Annotated in this window: 21 protein-coding genes and 7 pseudogenes; 20 read left to right on the top strand and 8 right to left on the bottom strand. The window is 62.9% G+C overall.

The features are described 5' to 3' along the window. Positions 1-199 precede the first annotated feature (199 nt). A pseudogene (locus tag WS92_RS30505) lies at positions 200-391 on the top strand (transposase); the annotation flags it as partial. Positions 392-644: 253 nt separating this feature from the next. Then, positions 645-2276 (top strand): hypothetical protein, encoded by a 1632-nt coding sequence (locus tag WS92_RS00675; RefSeq protein WP_061083799.1) that lies wholly within the window; start codon positions 645-647, stop codon positions 2274-2276. A gap of 44 nt (positions 2277-2320) precedes the next feature. Here WS92_RS00675 and WS92_RS36200 read toward each other — a convergent pair whose 3' ends face one another. The 3 genes and pseudogenes from WS92_RS36200 to WS92_RS35470 all read right to left on the bottom strand — a co-directional run bounded on the left by WS92_RS36200 (position 2321) and on the right by WS92_RS35470 (position 3222). Then, positions 2321-2536: a transposase domain-containing protein gene (locus tag WS92_RS36200; RefSeq protein WP_242425348.1), complete on the bottom strand. Its 216-nt coding sequence runs from the start codon at positions 2534-2536 to the stop codon at positions 2321-2323. 249 nt (positions 2537-2785) lie between these two features. Then, a pseudogene (locus tag WS92_RS00670) lies at positions 2786-3019 on the bottom strand (transposase); the annotation flags it as partial. Between the two features lie 23 nt (positions 3020-3042). Next, on the bottom strand, positions 3043-3222 hold the full coding sequence (locus WS92_RS35470; protein WP_082743826.1) for a hypothetical protein: 180 nt from the start codon (positions 3220-3222) through the stop codon (positions 3043-3045). A gap of 344 nt (positions 3223-3566) precedes the next feature. Here WS92_RS35470 and WS92_RS00665 point away from each other — a divergent pair, with 344 nt between their 5' ends. The 12 genes from WS92_RS00665 (at position 3567) to WS92_RS00610 (ending at position 14895) form a co-directional block, all read left to right on the top strand. Continuing rightward, positions 3567-4625, top strand: a complete 1059-nt coding sequence (locus WS92_RS00665; RefSeq protein WP_197420773.1) for a Gfo/Idh/MocA family protein — start codon at positions 3567-3569, stop codon at positions 4623-4625. Continuing rightward, positions 4516-5736, top strand: coding sequence for a DegT/DnrJ/EryC1/StrS family aminotransferase (locus tag WS92_RS00660; RefSeq protein WP_197420772.1), 1221 nt, complete (start codon positions 4516-4518; stop codon positions 5734-5736). Before WS92_RS00665 ends, WS92_RS00660 begins: the two co-directional genes overlap by 110 nt. Positions 5737-5738: 2 nt before the next feature. After that, the gene (locus WS92_RS00655; RefSeq protein ID WP_059933251.1) at positions 5739-6251 is read left to right on the top strand and encodes an NUDIX hydrolase; all 513 of its coding nucleotides are present in this window, start codon (positions 5739-5741) and stop codon (positions 6249-6251) included. Next, positions 6248-7354 (top strand): DegT/DnrJ/EryC1/StrS family aminotransferase, encoded by a 1107-nt coding sequence (locus WS92_RS00650; protein ID WP_059933249.1) that lies wholly within the window; start codon positions 6248-6250, stop codon positions 7352-7354. Before WS92_RS00655 ends, WS92_RS00650 begins: the two co-directional genes overlap by 4 nt. Next, positions 7335-8711 carry an NAD(P)/FAD-dependent oxidoreductase gene (locus tag WS92_RS00645; RefSeq protein WP_059933246.1) on the top strand — a complete coding sequence of 459 codons (1377 nt, stop codon included), beginning with the start codon at positions 7335-7337 and terminating at the stop codon, positions 8709-8711. The genes WS92_RS00650 and WS92_RS00645 overlap by 20 nt, the downstream gene beginning before the upstream one ends. After that, complete coding sequence (locus tag WS92_RS00640; RefSeq protein WP_059933243.1) at positions 8708-9418, top strand: HAD family hydrolase; 711 nt, start codon at positions 8708-8710, stop codon at positions 9416-9418. Before WS92_RS00645 ends, WS92_RS00640 begins: the two co-directional genes overlap by 4 nt. Further along, entirely contained in the window at positions 9411-10526 is a 1116-nt protein-coding gene (locus WS92_RS00635; protein ID WP_059933241.1) for a fatty acid desaturase family protein, read from the top strand. Before WS92_RS00640 ends, WS92_RS00635 begins: the two co-directional genes overlap by 8 nt. After that, positions 10523-11428 (top strand): S-methyl-5'-thioadenosine phosphorylase, encoded by a 906-nt coding sequence (gene mtnP / locus WS92_RS00630; protein ID WP_231755968.1) that lies wholly within the window; start codon positions 10523-10525, stop codon positions 11426-11428. Before WS92_RS00635 ends, mtnP begins: the two co-directional genes overlap by 4 nt. A 13-nt stretch (positions 11429-11441) precedes the next feature. After that, the gene (gene nudK, locus WS92_RS00625) at positions 11442-12038 is read left to right on the top strand and encodes a GDP-mannose pyrophosphatase NudK (RefSeq protein WP_059933237.1); all 597 of its coding nucleotides are present in this window, start codon (positions 11442-11444) and stop codon (positions 12036-12038) included. 7 nt (positions 12039-12045) lie between these two features. Continuing rightward, entirely contained in the window at positions 12046-12963 is a 918-nt protein-coding gene (locus WS92_RS00620; RefSeq protein WP_059933260.1) for an ABC transporter substrate-binding protein, read from the top strand. A gap of 82 nt (positions 12964-13045) precedes the next feature. After that, entirely contained in the window at positions 13046-14188 is a 1143-nt protein-coding gene (locus WS92_RS00615) for an MFS transporter (protein WP_082743829.1), read from the top strand. 26 nt (positions 14189-14214) lie between these two features. Beyond that, on the top strand, positions 14215-14895 hold the full coding sequence (locus WS92_RS00610) for an HAD family hydrolase (protein WP_059933232.1): 681 nt from the start codon (positions 14215-14217) through the stop codon (positions 14893-14895). A 167-nt stretch (positions 14896-15062) separates the two neighbouring features. On the opposite strand, the pseudogene WS92_RS00605 reads toward WS92_RS00610, so the two are convergent. Beyond that, a pseudogene (locus tag WS92_RS00605) lies at positions 15063-15413 on the bottom strand (FAD-binding protein); the annotation flags it as partial. Here WS92_RS00605 and WS92_RS34035 point away from each other — a divergent pair. Further along, a pseudogene (locus tag WS92_RS34035) lies at positions 15414-15569 on the top strand (IS21 family transposase); the annotation flags it as partial. Between the two features lie 337 nt (positions 15570-15906). Here the strand turns inward: WS92_RS34035 and WS92_RS30480 are convergent. Both WS92_RS30480 and WS92_RS00595 read right to left on the bottom strand, forming a co-directional pair. Further along, positions 15907-16434, bottom strand: a pseudogene (locus WS92_RS30480) (DUF4158 domain-containing protein); the annotation flags it as partial. Positions 16435-16654: 220 nt separating this feature from the next. Further along, entirely contained in the window at positions 16655-18391 is a 1737-nt protein-coding gene (locus WS92_RS00595; protein WP_348983738.1) for a phage integrase family protein, read from the bottom strand. Between WS92_RS00595 and WS92_RS34030 the strand changes: the two are divergent. The 3 genes and pseudogenes from WS92_RS34030 to WS92_RS00585 form a co-directional block, all read left to right on the top strand. Continuing rightward, positions 18356-18634 (top strand): annotated as a pseudogene (locus WS92_RS34030) (tyrosine-type recombinase/integrase); the annotation flags it as partial. The gene WS92_RS00595 and the pseudogene WS92_RS34030 sit on opposite strands and share 36 nt — an antisense overlap. 114 nt (positions 18635-18748) lie before the next feature. After that, positions 18749-19252 (top strand): type II RES/Xre toxin-antitoxin system antitoxin, encoded by a 504-nt coding sequence (locus WS92_RS00590; protein ID WP_006029252.1) that lies wholly within the window; start codon positions 18749-18751, stop codon positions 19250-19252. After that, positions 19249-19728: an RES family NAD+ phosphorylase gene (locus tag WS92_RS00585; protein ID WP_061083797.1), complete on the top strand. Its 480-nt coding sequence runs from the start codon at positions 19249-19251 to the stop codon at positions 19726-19728. The genes WS92_RS00590 and WS92_RS00585 overlap by 4 nt, the downstream gene beginning before the upstream one ends. 289 nt (positions 19729-20017) lie before the next feature. On the opposite strand, the pseudogene WS92_RS35465 reads toward WS92_RS00585, so the two are convergent. Together WS92_RS35465 and WS92_RS00575 are read right to left on the bottom strand one after the other, a co-directional pair. After that, positions 20018-20113 (bottom strand): annotated as a pseudogene (locus WS92_RS35465) (H-NS histone family protein); the annotation flags it as partial. 175 nt (positions 20114-20288) lie between these two features. Further along, complete coding sequence (locus WS92_RS00575; RefSeq protein ID WP_061083796.1) at positions 20289-21914, bottom strand: AcrVA2 family anti-CRISPR protein; 1626 nt, start codon at positions 21912-21914, stop codon at positions 20289-20291. Positions 21915-22275: 361 nt separating this feature from the next. On the opposite strand from WS92_RS00575, the gene WS92_RS35460 reads away from it, so the two are divergent. Together WS92_RS35460 and WS92_RS00570 are read left to right on the top strand one after the other, a co-directional pair. Further along, entirely contained in the window at positions 22276-22449 is a 174-nt protein-coding gene (locus WS92_RS35460; RefSeq protein ID WP_171845174.1) for a hypothetical protein, read from the top strand. 146 nt (positions 22450-22595) lie between these two features. Beyond that, a complete protein-coding gene (locus WS92_RS00570; RefSeq protein WP_006029871.1) occupies positions 22596-23711 on the top strand; it encodes an ISAs1 family transposase in 1116 nt (371 codons plus the stop codon). Positions 23712-23772: the final 61 nt, after the last annotated feature.

Genomic DNA, 23772 nt, shown 5'->3' with positions numbered 1-23772 from the left:
GTAGTCGGGGCTATCGCGCCACGCCGCATCGAGCCGGTCCACCGCCGCCCAAAGAACCGGATCGGGCGTGTCGTCCCAACGAGTTGGCTCGGCCGGCGCGCCAATCGTTAATGCGTGGCTGGATGCAATGGCAGGCGCTGGATGAGCAAATTGCGGGCTTGAAAGGCAAATCAACGAACACGCCGCTCACGACCCGCAAGCTCAACGTTGCATGAGCGTATGCGGCGTCGGTCGGCTCACTGCATCGGCTGCAGTGGCAACCGTGGTCGACGCGCGGCAATTCAAGAACGGCCGGCAGATGGCCGCATGGTTAGGCATCGTGCCCAAGCAGAACAGCAGCGGTGGAAAGTCGCGGCTCGGGCGCATCACAAAACAAGGGGATACTTATCTGTAAGCGCGCAGAAATGGGCGTCTAGCACTCAGTGAACCACCCGTTGAAGCTCTCGATATAGGCATTCTCCACCGGCTTGCCAGGCCGAATGAACGTATGCGGTCAATTAACGACGTCTATCAGAAAGGACTCGAGCGCAGAGTAGTCCAGACAAGGAATCTGTTTCCGAAATGCGCGATCGAAATTTGAAAGCGCCCTTGGCAGAAGGTGTGCAACATGACGACACTTGTTTTATCCGAGACCCGAAGCGACCATGCCAAGTATCAATGTGAACCTCCCACCAATCCGTCTATATGCTGAGGTGAAGGGGGGCGAGCTGAAACAGATTGCTCAGTCCGCCTCTAACGGAGCGGGTGAAATCGATGCCAGTCGACTCGTGTCGACTGCGGCCGGGATTCGACTCGACGAGGCGCAGGAACTCGCGCTGACGAACGGGCGCCTGTTTGAGGCTGGGCTTAGCATGGCAATGCTTGATCATCCGGGGGACGTTGGCCGAGTGTATCAGCGTTTCGGAAACACACTCTCGACAGTGCTCGAATCCGTACTCACACCGCAAGGTCAGCTTGCGGACACGCCGGTGATGTTTCAGGGGCAACGGCAGTCAATGAGTCAGGTGTTCCAGCGCACACTGACGAATCCGCTCGAGCCGACGTCGGATCAGATTGGCCGGCAACCGCCTGGTAAGGAATCGGAAGGGGTCCGCAACTGGATAATGACCGAGTTGCGCAGCCCGATCATCGGCGACGACGGCCGCTACATGCCAGGGCGCGACGCAAGGGATCTACTGTCGCGGATCAAGATGCTGAGTTCGTTCGGCACAACGGTATGGCAACTGATGCAGGTTAAAGATGCACCGGAAAATGTCGAGGCCATTCGCAAAATGCTGAAGCCGCTTGGCAATGGCGTGGCCGAACAGTTTGCCGACCGCTATGCGCAGTTCACGCAGCGCACGCGTACGACGAACTTCGACGACGCGGTGAGCCGAATGCGCAGCGAACGTGTGCCGCTCATCGACGGTGAGCCAGTAAACGGCATCTATACATCTGCTGCGCAGCACGGACTCGGCTTTGGCAATGTGATGGTGACTTCGAGCGATCCTGTTGTCGAGGCCCGTTTGCGCGCAGCATTGCACGCAGACGCGAGCTACGGAAACATAAACGGGATCGCGCGGCAGGGTGCACCTATCGAGCCGGGCGCTAGCGGGCTGCCCGAGCGACCGTTCATGATGTCTGCGACGGAGATCGCGCCGGATCATCCGGTTATGGAGATTTACCAGAACCTATTCGCGATCGCGAGCGATGGCACCGAGCGAACGTTCCTTGAGGCACTCGACGCGCACGCGTTTCCGCACGGCGTCGGCGTGAACCGCTGGCAGCCGAACGGAACGTTCGCAGTCGAATCGAACCTGCGCGGGCTGCCTTCAGCCGGCGCGCAATCGGGCGGCACGTGCGACGTGCTACTCGCGCTCAACACGCTCTCCGACAAACCGCTCTATGGCCGCGCAGACGTCGTCGAGCCAGCAACGCTCGGCATTGCCGCATTCATGAACTATGGTGGGTATCACACGTTCGCAGAGACGGTGCCGGTCGGCATGTCGATGGCAAACGGAGACGACGAATTTAATCCGTCGTCGGGCGCCATGCCAGTGTCGATCGGTCGGCCGATCTTCGAACCGCTGACGACCGATATTCAGCACGAGGATCTGTACAACCGTGTAGCAAATATGGCGATCGGATACACGAACGCGCCGTTTGACGATGTGCAGGCAATTCGAAATGCGTACGGGCAAACTCATGAAATGCTGTGCAACGAGCATCCTGAACTAAGGCATATGGGTACTGTCAGTATTCAGACAACCCGTGTTGGGCTCGATGACCAGTGTTGATGCGACGCAATCAGCGTTGCCACGGGTGGCAATAGGGTTACTAATCAACGGTGCTCGACCGGTTTATTCCAAGGCAAAAGTGTCGCGTAATCGCCGGCGGTTTGCGCAAGTGGGAGATGCTGGAACAGCCAGGCGAGGTAACGGTACGGGTCGATGCCGTTGGCCTTACAGGTTTGAACTATCATGCGGTGCCCGACAACATGCGACGGCTGACCGGATTCCTTCACTTCAAGAGGTCGGCCGCACATGGCGACATGCATTGCTGCGTCGAAGTCAACGCAGGCGCATGCCATGGTCGCGCTTCAAATGGTTGCTCCACAAATACCTGCCGCCATGCCGACTCGTCCATCCGCATCCGACCGAGCGGTTTCGCGTCAACACCTTTGGTAAGAGCCGTATGCAGTAGTTCTGCACGTACGGATCTGTGCGGGGGCGATGGGTAACCATCGTCCCTACCGCGACCGCTTGAACTCGTTCGGGGCGACGATCTTCATTTCCATGGCCACCGCAATCGTCGTTGCCAGCAATTCCTCGACACCGGCTTCGCCCAGGGCCTGACTGAATCGCCCCAGATTCGTTGGATCGCACGGCAGGCGCGGCTGAAAATACTCCTCGCCACAGAAATACTGCCAGTAATTGTTCTCTGCCCAGCGCTCGCACACGATCTCGTCCGACAGATTGTACGCGTGCTTCAGGTACAGTCCAGTCATCAACCGGATCGGCAAGCGCGGCCTGCCGGCCGTGCTCACATCAGCGCCGGCGAGCTTCAGTGCCACGCCGAACAGATCGATTGCTTCAGCGGCCTGCCTCGCGCGATCGCGACGCGCGAACAGCGGGCGAACGACGCTTCGATCTGCGCCCTCGGCATCCGTGTCGCGAGCACCGCGAGCGGGTGGCGTAAATCAATCATGGCATCAAGGCGGCTTTGGAGGAAATCGTCGTTCATCGCAGCGATCCTGAACTCCCAGATTTTGAATCAGGTCGCTATCGTTTTTGGGAGTTCAGCAACTCCCGCATGACCCGCAAATCCTTGCCACATCACGCTCGGAATAGTTCTGCAGGTCCGACTCGATTAAACTGTTATCCAATATGTGGGAAAATTTCGCTCGCTTCACAACATAAGGCAACCACCTTGCTGCTATTTATTTCAGGTAGATCTAATGTCATAGTGACCCTATACTTTATCAAACGTCATCGCGTTAATGGAACTTGAACCGATGCCGTAATTCAAAAATATGGAGATGGTAGATAACCGTAATCAATATCGGCGTCGTGGGTCTTGGCTCCCAAATGCAGGAAAATCTGTTACCGACTCTTTTGCAGATGCCTGATGTTCGCATTATCGCCGTATGCGACATTTCCGCCTCAAGTGCCGCCAGGATTCATAGCTTCATCCCCGACGTTCCGGTCACCGACAGCATCGATGACATGCTGTCGCTCACTTCGCCCGACGCGCTCGTCCTCGCCTGTCCTCCGCAAGCTCATCGCGACATAGCGCTTCAGGCGATGGAATCGGGCATTCACGTATTTGTCGAGAAGCCGCCATGCTTCACGCTGGCCGAGCTCGAAATGCTGGTGCGGGAGAATCGACGTTCGCGCGTCGTGACGGGCGTCGGCATGAATTTCAAGTTCGCAAAGCCGGTGCAGCAGTTGCGCACCATCACTCAATCGGAGCAGTTTGGACGTACGCTCCATATCCAGCTCAACCATTACGCGAGCAAGCCGCGCGCGCCGATGTGGGGGCTCGACTCCACCCTGCGGTCGTTCCTGCTTGCACAGGCCATCCACACGATCGACCTTGGCATCACGTTCGGCGGTGGCGAATTGACTGGCATCCAGTCGCGCGTACAGCGGCACGACGATTCGCTGATCGTCAACGCCGAGCTGCTGTTCTCGGCGGGCGCAACCGCGAGCCTGTTGTGTGGCACGATGTTTCCGTACTTCGAATTCGACATGAAGCTCGTGAGTTCGAATTCGACGATGGTCCAGCTCGACAATCTCTGGAATATCACGCTGCACGAACCGGAGCACGGCACGCGCCCGACCGGCGCGGGAAAGCGTTGGCGCGGCGCGTGGCAACCGGGTCCGCTCGATTCAGGCTACGAACGAAGCGGATATTACGGCGAGCTGTTCGGCTTCTTTGATGCGATCCGTCGGCAGGCACCATTCGAAGCAAGCTTCGAAAGCTTGCTGCCGACCTATCACGTCATCGAGCAGATCTGCACTGACGATCTGCTTGATGCCGCAGCGCCGCAAGCGTTTTCCGCCGTTCCGTCATACGACGTGCGCCGAGACAACTACGGAATCCTTGCCAACACCAACCTTGGGGCCGGTTCCAATGTCCTCTGATTTCCCTATCGAAGCGGCAGTGTCCGCACGGCGCACAGTGTCGGACAAATTTCGCGTCGTCTATGCGAACGATGTCGACACGCTGGAGAAAACGCTCGCCCGCTCTCTTTCCGGGACGAGCGACGTTGTGACCGAATACGAACAGGATCTCGCCGCATGGTTCGGCGCGCGGCACGCAGTCGCTCTGTCGTCGGGCGGCGCTGCGCTCAGCGTCGCGCTGTATGCGGCGGGGGTCCAGCCTGGCGACGACGTATTGCTCACGCCGAGCTGTCCGCTCTGCACGGTCTATCCGATTCTTGCCGCAGGCGCCACGCCCGTGTTTGTCGACACGCGCGAACATGGCTTCGGCGCCGACCCCGCTTCGGTGCATGCGCGGAGGACGCCACGGACGCGCGCGTTGATCGACATTCCGATGTGGGGATATCCGACCGAAGTCGACGTACTGCAAGCGCTTACGCGCGAACTCGGCATCAAACTGATCCTTGATCTTGCACACTCGCACGGCACTACGCTGCATGGCCGGCCGCTATCGCAGTTCGGCGACGTGTCGTGCTTCAGTACGCACGAGCGCAAGCCGCTCGCAACGGGCGAAGGCGGCTTCCTACTCTCCGACGACGATGAGCTCGCGCAGCGCAGCCGCGACTACAGCCGCTTCGGCAACCTGAACGGCACGGACTTCGGCCTGAACTACAAGCTTGCAGCGCTACCGGCCGCGCTCGGCAGGAGCCGGCTCGGGTCGCTCGCCGAACAGATCGAACAGCGCCGCCGTAACGCCCGCTATTTCCTCGAGCGGCTCGATCACGCGAAGGTACGCGAGAAGACGATCGTCGAAGGGGGCAGTCCGAACTACTACTTCCTCAACCTCGAATTACGCTTCGCCGACAACCGCGCGTTCATCGACTATCTCGACGATCTCGGCATTCCTTCCGACATCAAGCGCTACGGCTGCAAGGCGCTGTACGAGTTCCCGGCGCTCGAGCGCTATCGCGTCGCCTGTCCGAACGCGCAGGCGCTGCTCGCCGGCATGACGACGATTCCTGTGCATCCGGGCGTCTCGACCGACGAGTTAGACTACATGGCGGCATGCATCAACCGTTACGACGCGGCGTGATCATGGCACATTCCCACGACCGCACGACGCTCGAGCGGCATTTCACTGCATCGGGCCTCGTGATGAATCCGCATCAGGAACTATTGTTGCTGCATCATCGCAAGCTGGACGTCTGGCTCTACCCGGGCGGCCACGTCGAGGCTGCCGAAACGCCCGACGCGGCCGTCCTGCGCGAAATCGAAGAGGAAACCGGCATTCGCGCGACGCTCGTCGGCGAACGCGACGGCGACCTGGCCGACCGCGACGCCGACGTGACGGTTCTCCACCGACCGTACCAGGTGCTCTGTGAGTTCATCGACGACAAGCGCGAACCGCACTACCACGTGGATCTCGTCTATCTGTGCGCAACCAGCGCGCGCGCGTGCCCCGCGGCTCGTGAAAACGACCATGCGCGCTTTTTCACCTACGAGCAGCTGGACGACCTGCGGATGTTTCCCAACTTTCGTCGCCTCGTCAACCGTCTCTACCGCGACGCTGCGGCGTGGAATCTCGTTGACGAGGGGGTGATAGCTTGACGAACGATGTCGAAACCGTACCGCCCCGCATCGCCGAGACCTGCTCGCACGACACGCCCGACGACCTCGTGGCGCTGACACTTGCCCTCGAGACGGGGCTGTCCGGAACGGCGCGTGTTGTCGAGGAATACGAATCCGCGATCGCCGCGATATACGGCGTGCGGCACGTGATTGCGGTATCGTCCGGCGCAGCCGCCGTGGCCGCCGCACTGTCGGGCGTTGACTGGCGACCGGGCGACGAAGTCGTCGTTGCGCCAACTTGTCCGATTTGCACCGTGCTGCCGATCTTGTCCATGGGACTGCGGCCAGTCTTCTGCGACGTCGCGCCCGACAGTTTCGGCCTCGACGAAGCAGATCTGGAGTCCTGCATCGGCGAACGCACATGTGCGGTAATCGAAGTGCCGATGTGGGGTTATCCGAACCGGCCGGACCGCACCCGTGCGCTTTTGCGCGACACCGGCATCCCGCTGATTCAGGATCTCGCGCACGCGCATCTGACTCAGTTGAACGGCGTGTGGCTGCCCGGTTACAGCGAAATCAGCTGCTTCAGCACCCACGACTGCAAGTTTATGTCGACGGGCGAAGGCGGCTTCGTGATGACCGACGACGACACGCGCGCAGCGCGGATTCGGGCCTATACGCGCTTCGGCAATTTGACGGGCGAGACGGTCGGCATCAACCTGAAACTGGGCGGGTTGCAGGCCGCGCTCGGGCTTGTGCGCTCGCGCCGCCTCTTGCCGCATCTGGATGCACGGCTGCGCAATCGCGAACGACTGCTGGCGCGGCTCGACAATTCGGCGTTCCGCGAACTGCCGATCGCGCAGGGCGGCACGCCGAACGGCTATGCGCTGCTATTGCAGGCGGTCGGCCACGACGGTCGCCAGCTCGTCGATCATCAACAACGGCATGGCATCCCGTCGGACATCGGCAAGTACGACAACCAGCCGCTGTTCGAACTGCCGCTTCTCGCACTCTATCGCCGCGCATGCCCGAACGCCGCGCGTCTGTTGCGTTCGCTGACGACGGTGCCACTGCATCCGGATCTGACCGACGACGCGTTGGATTACATTGCGAAGGTGCTCAATGACTACGTCCCCGCGTGACAACGTCGCGCCGCCTCGCCGTGGACATCGCGCGGTCGTGATCGGCGGCAGCGTGGCCGGCTGCCTGACGGCTGCCGTGCTCGCGCGTCGCTTCGAGCATGTGACGCTGGTCGAGAAAGGCGACTTCTTCGATCAGACCGGCCCGCGCAAAAGCGTGCCCCAGGAGCATCACGTCCATTTGCTGCTGCTGCGTGGCAAACAGATCATCGAGCGTATCTTTCCTGGCTTTCTCGATGTGCTCGAACGCGAGGGCGCGCTCGTTGCCGATCTCGGTCACGATGTGAAGTGGTATCAGGGCGGCCGCTGGAAGAACCGCTATCGCAACGGCATCCACGCGCACTACTGCAGCCGGCGTCTGATCGACAATGCGCTGCGTGCGCACGCAGCGCGCATCAATGGCATCGAGATTCTGTCCGGCTCGCGTGTCATGCGGCCCGAATTTTCCGGGCCGCCAGACGCGCGCGCGACGACCGGCGTGCATCTCGCCGATGACGCCGGCGAACGTTTCGTGCCCGCCGATCTCGTCGTCGATGCGAGCGGTCGCGGTACACGCATGCCGGACTGGCTGCGCGAAGCCGGAATTGGCAAAGTGGAAACGAGCGTCGTCAAGACCGAGCTCGGCTACGCGTCGCGCATCTATCGCAGAATTGCGTCGAAGACCGCACACTGGCAGGTGCTGCTCGTACTGCCGAGCGCGCCGCGGCAGCGCTCGATGGGCGTGATCAGCCCGATCGAGGGAGACCGCTGGATGGTGACGACCGGAGGCTGGTTCGGCCATTTTCCGGGTAACGACGAGGACGAGTTCCTGCGCGCGCTGGCGGCGCTGCCCGTGCCGGACATTCACGATGTGATCCGCGATGCCGAACCGCTGTCGGACGTCGCGACGTTCAGGATGCCGGGCAGCCGGCGCACGCATTACGACCGCATTGCTGGCTGGCCGGCCGGCCTTCTCGTCGTCGGCGACGCGCTCAGTAGCATGAATCCGCTGTATAGCCAGGGCATGACGATCTGCGCGCTGGAGGCCGAGAGCATCGATCTTCACATCGACGCCGCGCTCGAGCGCGCTCTGCCGTTCCGGGACATGCAGCGCAAGCTGTGCGAAGTCGTCGACGGCGCCTGGCACATGGCGACGACCGAGGATCTGCGCTTTCCGGAAACGCTCGGCGAACGCAACTGGGGCACCCGTTTTCACCACTGGTACGGCGCAGGGCTCGGCCGCCTGTCCGCGCTCAACCGACGCGCGCTCGAAACGCAGATCGGCGTGACCAACCTCGTGATGCCGCCCAGTCGGCTTTATTCGCCGGCGATCGCTTCGCGCATCACGCTCGATTCCATCCTGCCCCGCACATTTCGATGACGAGCGACAACCTCTCGATACTTCCTCATATCGAACATGTTGTGTTCGACTGGAACGGCACGTTGATCGACGACATCGATCTCGCCGTACTGTCGGTAAACCGCTGCGGCGAACGGTTTGGCGTCCCGCCCGTCACCCGCGAGCGCTATCGTGCGCTATTCGGCTTTCCGATCGCGGATTTCTATGCAGCGCTCGGCTTCGATTTCTCGACGACGCCATTCGCGATGATCGTCCGGCACTACCTCGAAAGCTTCGACCCCCAGGTTGCGGAATGCAAGCTGCACGAAGGCGCGCTCGACCTCCTCGACGCCGCACGTGTGGCGGGCGTCGGCGTGTCGATCCTGTCCGCGTCCCATCGCGACATCCTGCTCGACACGCTCGATGCGAAAGGCCTGCGCGGACGTTTCGCGCAGATCGTCGGGCTCTCCGACAATCGCGCGACCAGCAAGGTTGTCGAAGCGGCACAGCTGCAACAGACGCTGAACAGGCCGCCCGAACGGACGCTGTACGTCGGCGACACGCTGCACGATTACGAGGTCTCGCGCTCGATCGGCTGGCAGACGGTACTTGTCTCGACAGGGCATCAGGACGTGCAGCGGTTGCGCGGCAGCGGCGCACGTGTTTGCGCCGGGCTTGCGGATCTACTCGCGCAACTGGCGCCAGCATGGCGCACGCGCGACGACGAAAGGAGTGCCCGGAATGGCTAGTCTCGTCGATCCGACGCTTGTCGCCCTTATCGCGACCACCCTTGCGATGCGCGCTGCCGTCGCACTTTACTATCGCGACAGCGTGCGCATCCTGCGACTGCTTCGCCTGCGGCCCCGGCTGCCGGAGCACGTCGAGCACTACTACCGTCCGCTCGACGCATGGTTCGCGCCACTGCCGTTCGCATGGACATGGCTCGACATCGTCTCGGGTGTTGTACTCGCATCGCACTTTGCGTCGCCGTTCGCGTGGCTCGCCGTCGTACTGTGGAGTGGCGGACGCATGCGCGCGCTCCAGGAGTTCGGGCACAACGCGGTGCACTTCGCGCTGTGTCGCTCCCACGCATGGCAATGGTGGTTGAGCGACGTGTTCTATCAGTTTCCGGTTTTCAAGCGCGACATGCACAGTCGCCATCAGACGCATACCGTTGAGCACCACCGGCATCCGAATCATCCGGAACTCGATCCGAACCGCGCACGCGTGCGCGCGGGTGGGTACACGAGCGGCCTGTCACCGTTCGAGTTCTACATGCGGCTCCTGTATCCACTGACGCCGAGAGGCGCCTGGGCGAACATCGTGACGATGGCGCGCAACAGCATGCTGAACCATTCGGTCGCGACGGCCGTCGCGCGCTGGATCGCGGTCGCCATCGCGGCGGCGGTTCTGTATTGGGCGGGGGGAGGGAAGGGCGTCGTGTTCGGCTGGCTAGTCCCGCTCGTGACATCGTATCCGGTGTTCGCATGGATCTCACTGCTCACCGAGCATCGCTGGTTCGTTGAAGGCCCCGTACGTGACCGGCTCGACATCGAATATCTCGCCGGGCGACCGACCGATTACTTTGGCGTGAGCGGGTGGCTGGTCCGCTTGTTCATCGCGCCGACGTCCGATGCATACCACCTCGTCCACTCGCTATACCCGGGCGTGCGCTGGAACTTCCTGCCTGCGATCGACAGGCATCTGAAGATCCACGAGCCCCGTTACACCGAAAATGCAAGCGAGGGACTGCTCGTGCGCCGCGGCAACGCGCCGAGCGCGTTGTCCGAGCTGTACGAGCGTCTGGTGTACTTTCAGCACGAAATTTCAATACTCGAAACGAGAGGTGACATGTGACGCATCCAGTTTCAATGAGTAAGACGCCTCGCGTTGGCATCATCGGCGGCAGCGGTTTACGGAATCTGCCTGGTCTCGACGACTTGGAGGTCGTCGAATGTGACACGCCATTCGGCAAGCCCTCGTCGCCCGTGACCCTCGGAACACTGCGTGGTGCGAGCATCGCGTTCGTCCAGCGCCACGGGGAGGGGCACACCATTCCACCGTCGTTCATCAACGCACGCGCGAACATCGCGGCACTGCGCAGCGTCGGCTGCACGCAATTGCTGTCGGTGAGTGCCGTCGGCAGCCTCACACACGACGCGCCTCCCGGCACGTTCGTGCTGATCGACCAGTTCATCGATCGGACCATCCAGCGCGACAAGACATTCTTCGGCCCGGGACTCGTCGGCCACGTACCGTTCGGCGATCCGGTCTGCGCCCGCATGCGCGCGACGCTCGCGGACAGCGCGATGCCTGCGGACATCCGCGCGAAGAACGGCGGTACGTATGTCGTGATGGAAGGTCCGCAGTTCTCGACCCGCGCCGAATCGAACCTGTATCGCCAATGGGGCGGCACGGTGATTGGCATGACTGCGATGCCGGAAGCGAAGCTCGCCCGCGAGGCCGAGCTTTGCTACGCGCTCGTCGCGATTCCGACCGATTTCGATTGCTGGCACGATGCGCACGATGCGGTCAACGCAGCGATCGTCGCGAAACGAATGACCGATATCAACGCGTCGGTCTTCCGGTTCGTGGCCGAGGCGATCACGCGGCTAGGCGCGCATCGCGACGCATGCCCATGCGGCTGCGATCGTGCGCTCGATACCGCCGTCATGACTGCGCCCGCATATCGCGACCCCATGATGGTCAAACGTCTCGCCGTGGTGTCGCCGCGGGCGGCCGCCCTGTTTTCGGAGTGATGGAGAGGACATCGTGAGTGACGTGATTTCAACCAAGGACCGCGTGCGGATTAAAGAGGTCGAGGTGCTATCCGACAACTGGTACGTGCTGCGCAAAACGACATTCGAATTTCTGCGACGCAACGGCACCTGGCAAAGTCAGTCGCGCGAGACCTACGACCGTGGCAACGGTGCGACGATCCTTCTGTTCAACCGCACGAAGAAGACCGTGATCCTTACGCGGCAATTCCGATTTCCCGCGTTTGTTAACGAACACGACGGCATGCTGATCGAAACCTGTGCGGGCCTTCTCGACCGCGACGATCCGCTCACCTGCATCCGCAAGGAAACCGAAGAGGAAACCGGCTACCGGGTCGAGCACGTGCGGAAGATCTTCGAAGCGTTCATGAGCCCGGGCTCCGTGACCGAACGGTTGTACTTCTTCGTCGGCGAGTATTTCGACAAGGATCGCGTCGGCGACGGCGGTGGCGTCGAATCGGATGGCGAGGAGATCGAGGTGCTCGAGCTGCCCCTCGATGAAACGCTCGCTATGATCGATTCCGGCGAAATCGCCGACGGCAAGACGATCATGCTGCTCCAATATGCGAAACTGCATGGCCTCGTCGACTGACACGCCGGTGGACGAGCTGATCGCCGTCAGCTCGATGGAGCATGCGGAGCTCACCGAATTCGTCGACGGCATGTCGGCGCAGCTTGGCGTGATAGTGCGACTCGTGCGCTGGTCGACCGCCGAGCTTGCCGAGCGCCTGCGTTGCGACGACGCGGGCCCGTGGGACATATTGCTGGGTACGGCAGCGACCGCGCTGCTCGACCCGGCGATCGTCGCACGGCTGACGCCGCTGGACGAGATCGATTTTGCGGGATTGCCGTCTTCGGCTATCGCAGAAGGGCGCCGCTGGTTCAGTCCGTCGGGCTTCGTGCCCACGTTCTGCTACGACGCGAAGCTGCTTTCTGACCACGGGCTCGCCGCGCCGACTTTGTGGAAAGCGCTCGCGTCGCCCATCTGGAGTGGACGCCTGGCATTGCCGGACCCATCGCGTTCAGGAGCCGACTATCTGCATCTGAGTGCGCTCGTCGAGCATCGAGGCGAAGCCGCGTGGCAGACGCTCGCCGCGGTCGCCCGGCTTCGGCCGTCGATCAGCGGCTCATCGACCACGCCGATCGACGACGTGCTGGCCGGACGCGCTTGGGTTGCTGCAACCGTGTCGACCGCGGCGACGCGTGCCGCGCGCGCGCATCCGACACTGCGCTGGCTCGTGCCGGACGACGCGCGATGCTACGAATACGAAGTGTTCGCGTTGCGGGCGGGCTCGCCGCGTGTCGCACGAGCGCAACGCGCGCTCGCGTGGATGTTGTCGCACGATGCATCGACGATCAGCCGGCGCTATGGAAAAGTCGTACTCGGTGAAACGGCCGATCCGACGGCATCGATGCCGTCGCTGCGCCCGCTGAACGTATTCGACGCCAGTCGCGCGAAGGCCGAGCGCACCGCCCATTGGCACACCTTGTTTACCGAACATACGAACCGTGATTGAATCCTGCACGAAAGAAGCGACCACCGCTGATGCCCCAGCAGCCGACCACGCCGCTATGCGACGCCCGTGGACGATCTATCTGATGTTCGGACTATACGGTGTGCAGCAAGGCATGCTAGGCCCCGCCATGCCGTTCGTGCGCACCGAACTCGGCTTCGATCTGCGCGAGGTCGGCCTGCATTTTGCCGCTTACGCGCTCGGGCTCGCGTTGATCGGTTTTCCTTATCGCTGGCTTTCGGCGTGCCGGCTTCCGACCGGCATTGGACAGATCGCGGTCCTGACGGTCGTCGCGGCGAGTAGCGTGCTTGCGCTGTCGCATGCGCTGCCAATTACACTGCTCGCTGCGGCGATGATGGGCTTGTCGAGCGGTCTCGTGATGGCGACCGGCCAGGCGAAGCTCGGCGCGCGCTACCGCGAACGTGCGGCCGCGAAGCTCGTCGAAGCGCACGTTGTCGCCGGGTTGTGCGTGCTGGGCGGAGCGTTGCTGATCGGCAGCGCGACATCGATCGGCTTGTCGTGGCGGACAGCTCCCGTCGTTGTCGCGATTTCCGCCGCGCTGCTCGCTGCGATCCCGGTTTCGACATATCGGCGCGACGAACCCGCGCTGCATGTCATCGACGCCTCGCCGATCACACACGGTACTGGCGCGCGCTTGCCGCGCGTCCTGCAGCTCAGCCTGTGGGCACTCGTCGTTCTCGGCATCTCGGCCGAGTGGGGCGTGGGCTTCTGGGGCGCCGCATATATGAAGGAAACTGTCGCAAGCAGCGCGTCGATGGCGGCGACGCTGATGAGCGTCTACTTCGGCGGCACCGTGTGCGGACGTGTGGCGAGCAGCTACCTGCTGCGCACGGTGAAGCCGCTCACGCTGCTCGTCGCGGTGGCGCTCGGCGCGATCGCTACATTCGCCGTGCTGCACGTGACGCGCGACGTTCTTATCACGGCCGGGCTTGCCGCGCTGCTCGGCGCATGCCTTGGCAACTTCTTCCCGCTCATTCTCGGTACTGCGATGCGTGCCGCGCCCGACGCGGGGCCGGCGCTGAGCGCGCAGGCGTCGCAGGCGGTGGGTGTTGCACTGCTGATCGCACCGTTCCTGCTCGGAATGCTGTCCGAAAAAATCGGGATGCAATCGGCATTCGCCACCTTGATCGTGTATCCCGTGCTGATGGTGCCGATCATGTTGGGGTTGAGCGGCTTCGCTTTCGCACGACGGACGGTACAACGTTAAGACGCTTCAAAAGGAGTTTCCACCAAGTGGCTGCACTTACCTTGCTGTTTGATCTGGACGGTACGCTCGTCGATACCGACGCACTGCATCTCAATGCGTATAACGCACTGCTCGCGAAATGGAATCGTTCGATCAGTATCGACTACTACAAAACGCACATCATGGGCTTTCCCGACAACCTGATCTTCGGCGGACTGTTTCCGGAGATGGCGGAGGAGAAATATGCCGAACTGGCTGCGGAGAAAGAGCGGTTGTTTCGGGCCCAGTTGACCACAAAGCTGACACCGACGGCAGGAACAGAGGATATTCTCGCTTATGCAGATCGGGTTGGCGCGAAGACTGCCGTAGTGACGAATGCGCCGCGGAAGAACGCGACAATGATGCTGAATGCCCTCGGTCTCACCAAGCGATTTGAAACACTCGTGATTGGCGGTGAACTCGGACACGGCAAACCTCATCCGCTGCCTTATCTGACGGCGCTCGAATTTCTCGGGACGAAGGCAGAACGCGCCATCGCATTCGAGGATTCGATTTCCGGCGTTCGGTCGGCAAGTTCCGCGGGGATTTTTACGTTTGGAATGTCGACTGCGCTGGACGAAGCGCGATTGCGAGAGGCGGGGGCACAGGAAGTAATCGCGAATTTTCGAGATCGAACTCTATGGAATTTATTGGAGTTCTCCCAGAATAAATTTTGGAGCTGTCGCTAGATACTATGGAAGGGCTGATCAGTAAGCCCCTTGGAGTAAAACGAGCTCTTGTACGGCAGCCTCATCAAATTCCCGTCGGCCATCCCGTCTGCGGCCAACCACCAGTCTGCTTCGAAGGTCTTGACTCTCGGTCATCACGGTCTGAGTGCATGTGTCCACGCGGACACTTAGCTTCTGACCTTCTGCCCTTCATTGGAAGGGGGTCGTTCATTGACCGCATACAATTGTTCGATCAGATCGGGAACAGACGTGAAGAGATCGCCGACGAGGCCGTAATCGGCCACGCTGAAGATCGGCGCTTCCGGATCCTTGTTGATCGCGACGATCACCTTCGAATCCTTCATCCCCGCCAGGTGCTGGATCGCGCCCGAGATGCCCACCGCGATGTACAACTGCGGCGCGACGATCTTGCCCGTCTGGCCCACCTGATAGTCGTTCGGCACGTAGCCCGCGTCCACCGCCGCGCGCGACGCGCCCAGCGCCGCCTGCAGCTTGTCCGCCAGCGGCTCCAGCACCTTCGCCCGTGCGTGGTCGATCCGTTCGTCCACTACGTCACCGAACGCGTACGCGAGTTTCCCGATCTGAGCGTCGAACGTCTGCTGCGCGAGATCCGGGCGATGGGTTACGCGGGCGGCCGCACAGCGCTAGGTGACCTAGTTCGGGAGGTCCGCCCCCGTTACTATCTTCACGCCCCCGATAATCGGGGGTTTTGGCCAGCCAGGCCCGGCATGATTCCCGCCCCCCAGTCGCGGTCATGATCTGGGGGGTGTTGTCACCGGGCCTGGTGGGTGGCTGGTGATCGCTGATAGGGGTTTGGCCGGGATATCCCGACGCCGTCCGTAACGTGGATGCCGAGACTTGCCACCGTTGCTGCAGGCCAATCCGTTCACTCTGCACAAACTGCGATGCAAGACACACAACAACGTGACGCCGTCGATGCGGCAGGAGCGTCCCCCAGCGATCGAGCGTCGCCTCATCGAAAGCCTCTGCCAGGCTCGCCGTCAGCGTCGTTTCGACATCCCGGGCGGCTTGCGTGAGCAGTGGCGTGAGGGCGCGGTCCTGCTGGATCAGGATGCGGTGCTCATACAGCCAGCGTTTGAGTTCGTGCATCAGATCGACGCGATTGGGACGGCCCCTGAGCCGCTCCTTGAGCCAGCGCACGATATAGCGGCGCTGATGTTCCGCCATTGGCGTAAAGCTAAGCGCCTGATAAGCGATCACCTGATGGTCGAAGAGTGTGCGCTCGCGCGTTTCGTAGAGCGTGCGCAGCGTGCCGAGGTCCGGCGGCTCAATCCCAAGGTGCTTGCCCAGATGGCTCCACAGGACCTGCGGAACGTATTGGTAAGCATCGAGTGTCGTGCCCGTCATGCGCACGAACCCGATATGCAGTGCGAGCGCCAGCCGGTATAGAGGGCCGCGACGCGCGTCAATCAGGGCCCGCTCCTTGGACGAAAACGTGAAGAACGTGGCGAGTTCGAACTCGCTGAGTTCGCGCGGTATGTGCCGTTCACCCAGACAAGCTAGTCGCCAGTGTTCCATCGCCGTCCGCTCCGGAACGCGAAAGAGGGGCTGATCAGCGTAGCCCGAAAAAATTGGCGAATAAACAGACAATTGTCGGAGTGAGTCATTAATGAGCAGATGCCGAAAGCGCCTCAGGACCGGCCCAAAAGTCACGGGGATACCAATGGTCAAATCTGTCGAGATAACTTGCGGCCTGCGGCGGTCAATCGCTGCCGGCAGTGTGGCAGTCGTCGCGCTTTTAGCGCTCACGCGCGAGCCGCGCGTGATACTTCGCCGCCTCGCGACGCATCCGCGCCTCTTCCGGCGACACGTAGATCGACGTCATGCCGAGCGACGCGTGCCCGAGCGTGCGCTGCACGACCTCGAGCGCGACCCCGGCGGCCAGCATCTGCGTACCGACCGTGTGCCGGAAAGCGTGCGGCGACGTGCCGGCCAGCTTCCGCCGCTCTGCCTCCGACAGTTCGGGCATCTGCTCGAGCAGTTGCGTGATCGCCCACTGCGTGAGCCCGCGCGCGCCGCGCACCGAATACTCGCGGGTGGCCGGGCTGGCGGCCGGCGCGTCGGCGTCATCGGGCGCGCCGAACTTCGCGCGGGCCCGCGGCGTGGGCGGCACCACCAGCGGCGCAATCAGCGGCAAGCCCGGCGCTCCGGTCATCGCATCGAAGTCCAGTCCGCGATCGCCCCAGTGCGCACGCAGCGCGTCGACGCAGTCGTTGCTGATCGGCACGAAGCGCTGCTTGTTGCCCTTGCCGATCACCTCGAGCAGCCAGTTGGCTGGCGTGTCGTCGTCGGCCGGCATCCAGACGAGCGCAGTGCGCGCCACGGCGGCCGCCTCGGCGATGCGCAGCCCGCCGTCGCCCATCACCAGCAGCAACGCGCGCGCGGCGCGCCAGCGCGGCCCGCTCGGCCCCTGAAGCTCGCTGCGCTCGGCCAGCGTCGCGCGCACGCGGGTCCAGAGGTCCAGCGGCAACGCGCGCTCGGCCTGCAGGCGGCGCACCCGCTTGACGACGTTCGGATCCGTGACGGCCGCCCACGGGTTGCCGGCCAGATAGCGCACGGCCACCAGCCAGGTGAACGCCGCGCGAATCGCGCGCACCGCGTAGCGCTGGCTGTCCGGCGCCAGGCCGCCCGGCGCGAACGGTCGCCAGCGGCCGCTGGTGCGGGCCACCGGCGGACCGGTGAAGCGAGCGCCCGGTGCGGCCAGAAACGCCTTGTACGCGTCGCAATCCTCGACCGTCATCGACGCGAGCGCGACGCCGCGCTCGACCACGCACCACAGCACCAGGCGCTCGAGCTCGCGCGTGTACGCGCGTTGCGTGGCCGGCCGGTCGTCGTAGCGGTGCAGGTACGCGCGCACAGCGTCCAGGTCGTGCGCGGCGCGCACGTACGCGAAGCCCGCCGCGCGGTTCACGCCACGTGCGCCGGACAGCGCGTCCGGCAGCGCGAGGCGCTCGAGCGGCGCGAGCTGGCCGGGTGCCGCGGTGATGCGCATCGATGTTAGCGCAAGCGCGTCGCTGGTGTCGACGTCCGGCTCGACAGTCGTGCCGATCGACGCGGCGTGCGTGCGCAGCCACGCGACCAGCACGCGCGCCCGGCCGACACCGATGCGCGGCACCGAGCGCCACCACTGGCCGCCGCGGCAGTTCACCAGCGCGACGAGCTCGCCGAGCGTGTGGATCCCCTCGCCGGCCGGACGCGCCGCGACCAGCGGCCGGAACCAGCGACCCACAGGGTGCTCGGCGGCCGGCGTCGCGATCGCCCATTGCCCCGCGACCTGCTCGATCAACTGCAGGGTGACGGGCGTGAGGCGCGGCTCGCCATATTTCGCGATCGCCGCTGCAGGTGCGACACCAGCACCGACGCCGCGGGCCCGCGCGAAGTTCGGCGCGCCCGATGACGCCGACGCGCCGGCCGCCAGCCCGGCCACCCGCGGGTATTCGGTGCGCGCGGGCTCACGCAGTGGGCGATCGCGCAACTGCTCGAGCAGATGCCCGAACTGTCGGAGGCAGAGCGGCGGAAGCTGGCCGGCACGTCGCCGCACGCTTTCCGGCACACGGTCGGCACGCAGATGCTGGCCACCGGCGTGGCGCTCGAGGTCGTGCAGCGCACGCTCGGGCACGCGTCGCTCGGCACGACGTCGATCTACGTGTCACCGGAGGAGGCGCGGCTGCGGCGCGAGGCGGCGAAGTATCACGCGCGGCTCGTGCGCGAGCGCTAAAAGCGCGACGACTGGCACACTGCCGGCAGCGATTGACCGCCGCGGGCCGCAAGTCATCTCGACAGATTTGACCATTTGGCATAAAATAAAAGTCCATATGAACTGGAGCACGCAATGAGCGCGATCGAGAAACGACATGCCCTGCCTGCACGCGCGCGGCCGCGTGCGGTCGAGCCGCACGAGCTCGAATTGCTCGACTTTCAGCGGATTTACCGCGCCTCGCCGATGGAACGTATTGACTGGATCAAGCATGGGGTCGACGCCCACACCGTGATTCTGCTCGCCGATCGCATGGCGACCACGCAGGACCGGCTCATGGGCGTCCTCGGATTTCCGCGAACGACGGTGGTCCGCAAGTCGAAGGCAAAACAGCCGCTGTCGACCGAGCACACAGAGCGCGTTGTGGGCCTGTCGAAGCTGATCGGTCAGGTTCAGTCTATGGTTGAGGAATCCGGCGAACCGGCCGGGTTCGACGCCGCTCATTGGGTCGCGCAGTGGATCGAGCGGACCAATCCCGCTTTGGGTGGCCGCAAGCCGGCGGAATTGATGGATACCGTTGCAGGCCAGGAGCTCGTCGGCGCCGTGCTCGCACGGATGCAAAGCGGAGCATATGCATGACGGTTGCGCTCTGGCGAATCGCAACCGACACGCCCGACTACACGGCGGACGACCTAAGCGGCGAAGGGGCGAAACGCACCGGTGGTCGCTGGAACCGGTCGGGTCGCACCGTGCTGTACACGGCCTCGAACATCGCGCTCGCCTGCCTCGAGACAGTTGTTCATCTGAGCGGCGGAGACTTGCCACTCAACCGTTATCTAGTCCGCCTCGAGGTCCCCGACGAGGTGTGGGCGAAGGCACGCACCCTCGATGCGACATCGGCACCAGTGGGCTGGGACGCTTTGCCGGCCGGCAAGGTCAGTCTGGATCTCGGTGACGCGTGGCTGTCAGAGGGCGCCACCGCGCTGTACTGCGTGCCGTCAGTCGTCGTCCCGGAGGAGGTGAACGTGCTGATCAATCCCGCGCACCTGGATACGCGACACATCACTGCTACCAAGCTGCGCCGTTGGACCTATGACGCGCGCGTCTGGGCATAGTGTTGTCGTCAGCCGAAGTAAAGTTCATGCGTGTTTGGGATCTCTTCAAGGGGCACGACTTTACTTCGCGACATCAACAAGATCGGAGTTTAGTTCGCGCCCGCGAAAAGTAAAGTTAGATCCGCGCGGTGGTCGCCTCGCGCTCACGAGATTACATTGAGGGCAGATGTCACGACTACGATCTTCGGTATGTGCATCACGTTTTCCTTTAGTAGTGCATATTATGTATGTGCGCGTTGAGAGGTGGTCACGCACCGAACGACACCTCCGCGTAGTCGGTTCGGTACGCTCAGGCGGCTTCTTCACCTGGCCACCAAGGCTTCGGCACACGGTCGATCCGATAGTCGTCGAGATTCTTGTCCGCCAACCACTTCGGCCGCGGGCCGCGGTCGCCCCGCACGGTGGCCAGTGCGAGATGGTTCTCCAGCGACAGCGCCCGGACCTTTTCGGTCGGCAGTGGCAACAGCATCTCTCTCGTCAGGCCCGATCGCCCGGTGCGTTGCGACGAATGCTTCCTGCTTCCCATCATCTTCACTCGCGACTCAATTGCGTCCACCTCATCATGCCAGACCCAGGCGGTCCGCTCGCACGACGGCGGGCCCGATAAAGACCAGTTTGCGCAGCGACCGTCGTGGCCCGTGCGGCTGCATCTTGAAGTGCGGCCGGCGCCAGTGGCCTCGGACCTCCCGATGCGCGCCTTCAGCGGGTAACGAGGGGAGGGACGACGCATCAAGCACGGCCGGCCCGATCACGTGACGGTCGTACAGCATTTCGATTTGCGCGAGTCGCTCGGTGCGCTTTCGTTTGCCCAATCCGCCGAAATCACGCGGCGCGTTCGTGTAAGCGCGATCCTGGACGACCTGGGCCTCGCCGGTCGCCAGGTAGAGCAGCATCTTGATCGCGTAGTCGAGCACGCGTCGCCAATGTTGCACCGTGGCAGCGATCGTGTCGGTGTCGACTTCCTGCTTCTGCGTCAGATCGGCACCGATGCCATCGAGGAACTGGCGGATGGTTCGTTGGGGATCATCCAGCGGGATCGCAAGGTTTCCCGTTTCGAGCCAGGATTCCGCCCGGACCTCGGTCCAGAACAACACATTGATCACGTCGCTCGTTGCGTACCCGGAGTGTGACCCCGGCCCGCGGCGAAACAGCATGATCGCGTCCAGTCCGCCGCGATGCCCCCACCACGACGGATCGGGAATAATGCACATCGTCTCGGCCGGCAACTCGATCGTGCCAACCGGCACGTCGTCGGCAATGAACGCATCGTCGAGCAGGTGGTGCAGCGGCGGAGTCGGCTCGAACAAGACGCCCTGGCATGCGTCGAACATCTGCCAGCACAGGGTGCCGTGGCCGCGGGCGCGATCGTCAGTGCTTCTAAACAGGGTTGGGCTGCCGTTGCTCCACCATTCCAGATAGGTGCCGAAATCCGATCGCATCAGCGAAATCGGATCGGCCCGCAGTCGCTGCGTGAACTCGGCACCGGATTGGCCGGCGGCCGCCGTGACGCGGGACCAGGCGCCGAGTGCGCCACTGGCGCGGTAACGTACCGGCATCGGCAGGCGCGCGAATCGGTCATCCGCGGCCTGCTCGGTTTTGATCAGCGCCTCGCGAATCAGCTCCGCGATCGACGGCGTGTCGGGCGCGAGACGGGGCGGGTGCGGCTGCTTCACGCTCGCGAAGGGAGCCGTAGTGCGGTGCGACTGCTGGATCAGCGGCAGCTCGTGCCGCGCGACGAGAAACCGGGCGAGGATGACAGGACTATATTCGACCCGGAGGCGCATGGCGTGTGGCGGCAGGGCGGCTAGTCCGCTCGTGCGCGCCAGCGTCATGTGCACGCCAGCCGGCGCCGTCAGTGTCACGCATTCATCCCTCTCCAGACGACCGTGGCGCTGGATCAGGACCTCGGCCACGGTACGCCACGCCTGGCCGATGTACTGCGTCCGCTTGGCCGGGTCGCTGCCGGCGGGCAGCGGGTGCGCCTCGATCCGCATTGACAGTTCTGGCAGGAGGTCCTGGCAGACAACAGGCTTGCCGTGCAGGTCAAGCGACGCCGACATCGCGAGGCTGAAAATGTCCTGTGTGTCGAGCGGATCGCCAAACACGTCCAGCTCGCGTCCCTCGGCGAAAAGCTGTCCGTCGGACAAGGTAAATCCGCCGGGTTCCAGGAGATGGGGAGTCGTCATTGCGATGCTCGGATCAGGGGTATTGGCTGGAATTCGATTCAGACATCGATAGTTGGTTGCCCTTCACGCTGTCGTAGCGTCGCATCCTCGCTCACACCGTGCTCTGTTACAAGACTCCGTTCAAAATTCCATGGGGCTCGCATGTCCCCCGGCTTGTTTTGGTAACCAGCTTGAAACCCTTGTCGACCATACACGCGTCGAACTTGCGGTCGTCAACATATGGGATGAATGGATCGTGAGGTTTCGCGTAGGGAACGTAGAAGCAACGGAGGCACGCGTCTTGCCAAGGTAATTCGGAAGGCTTCCATATTCCGGCAGCGGTAGCGCGCTGAGCAAATCGTTTGCATGTCATGCCAGGCTCTTGAACAAACGGCTCGACACGGGCGCAGGCGTGATCAGCATCCGCTTTGCTCATGCTCCTGAAACGCTCGTCCGAGCGATTTCGGCACAGTTCAACGTACTTGGCGACACATTGATCTTGCAGTTCATCCCTGCACTGATCCCGTGCCTGCTCTACCCCCAAACGGTAGGCTGACAAAGTATCGGCCTGCCAGTCAACGTACGTTCCATTGCCTTCAGGGCTTCCGCATGAAGGCTCCCATGAATCAAGGCTGAGAGCGGAAAAGGTTGTTGTAAACATTTGGCGTCTCAGGTTTACTCTCGATTTTTGCCGGACGAGAGATGCCAACGATCATGGACGCGTTTGCCGAACTGCGGGACCCGCGCTGCCGCGCCTGCCGTTATCCGTTGCAGGAAATCCTGTTTGCGGCGCTGTGCGCGGTGCTGTGCGGCGTGGAGGACTGGGAAACGATGACACTGTGGGGCCGCACGCAGCTTGCTTGGCTGCGTAGCCATCTGGCGTATGAGAACGGCGTGCCGTCGCCCGATACGTTCCGGCGGGTATTCGGCGCGCTCAGTGCGAAAGCGTTTGAGCGCTGCTTCATCGACTGGGTCGGGCAACTGTGTCCGGCGCTGGCTGGCCAGCATGTGGCGATTGACGGCAAGGCGGTGCGCGGCAACCGTAGCGGCACGCATGCGGCGCTGCATTTGGTGTCGGCATGGTGCTCGAACAACGGCTTGAGCCTCGGGCAAGTGAGCACGGCCGATAAGAGCAATGAGATCACGGCGATCCCGGAATTGCTGGCCGCGCTCGATTTGCAGGGCGCGACGATAACGATCGACGCGATCGGCACGCAGCACGAGATCGCACGCACGATCGTGGAGGCCGGGGCCGACTACGTTCTGGCGGTCAAGGACAATCAGCCGCGACTGGCCGAAGGCGTGCGCCAGTGGTTTGCGGCTGCCCAGGACGGCAAGCTCGAAAGCTCGTACTGGGAGCACACCGAACATGACAAAGGCCACGGGCGGCTGGAGACCCGGGTTTGCCGGGTCAGCGATGATGTGGCGTGGCTGAGCGGGACAGGACAGCACTGGGCGGGTCTCCAGCGGCTGGTGATGCTTGAGCGCACACGCCAGATTGGCGAGAAAGTGACGACCGAGCGCTGTTACTACATCAGCTCGAAAGCGGTGAAAGCAACTGAGATGGCTCCGATCATCCGTGCTCATTGGGGCATCGAAAACCAACTGCACTGGGTCCTCGATGTCTCGTGGGGCGAGGATGCCAGCCTGATCCGCGACACCCTGGCCGCCCGCAACATGGCCAGTCTGCGCAAGATCACACTCAATCTCGCCCGGCTGGCTCAGAGTCGGCAGCCCAAGAAGGTGAGCCTGAAGAACATCCGTAACCTCGCCGCATGGGATACCGCTATGCGTGACTCCATCCTCGGCCTTGCCTGACATGCCTCTTCATGCGGAAGCCCTGCCATTGCCTTCCTCGTAACTATCGAATGGTCCGCAG

Origin of the sequence: Burkholderia sp. MSMB1588, assembly GCF_001546925.1 — a bacterium.
Classification (GTDB): Bacteria; Pseudomonadota; Gammaproteobacteria; order Burkholderiales; family Burkholderiaceae; genus Burkholderia; species Burkholderia humptydooensis.
This window is presented reverse-complemented; position numbering and strand designations above follow the sequence as displayed.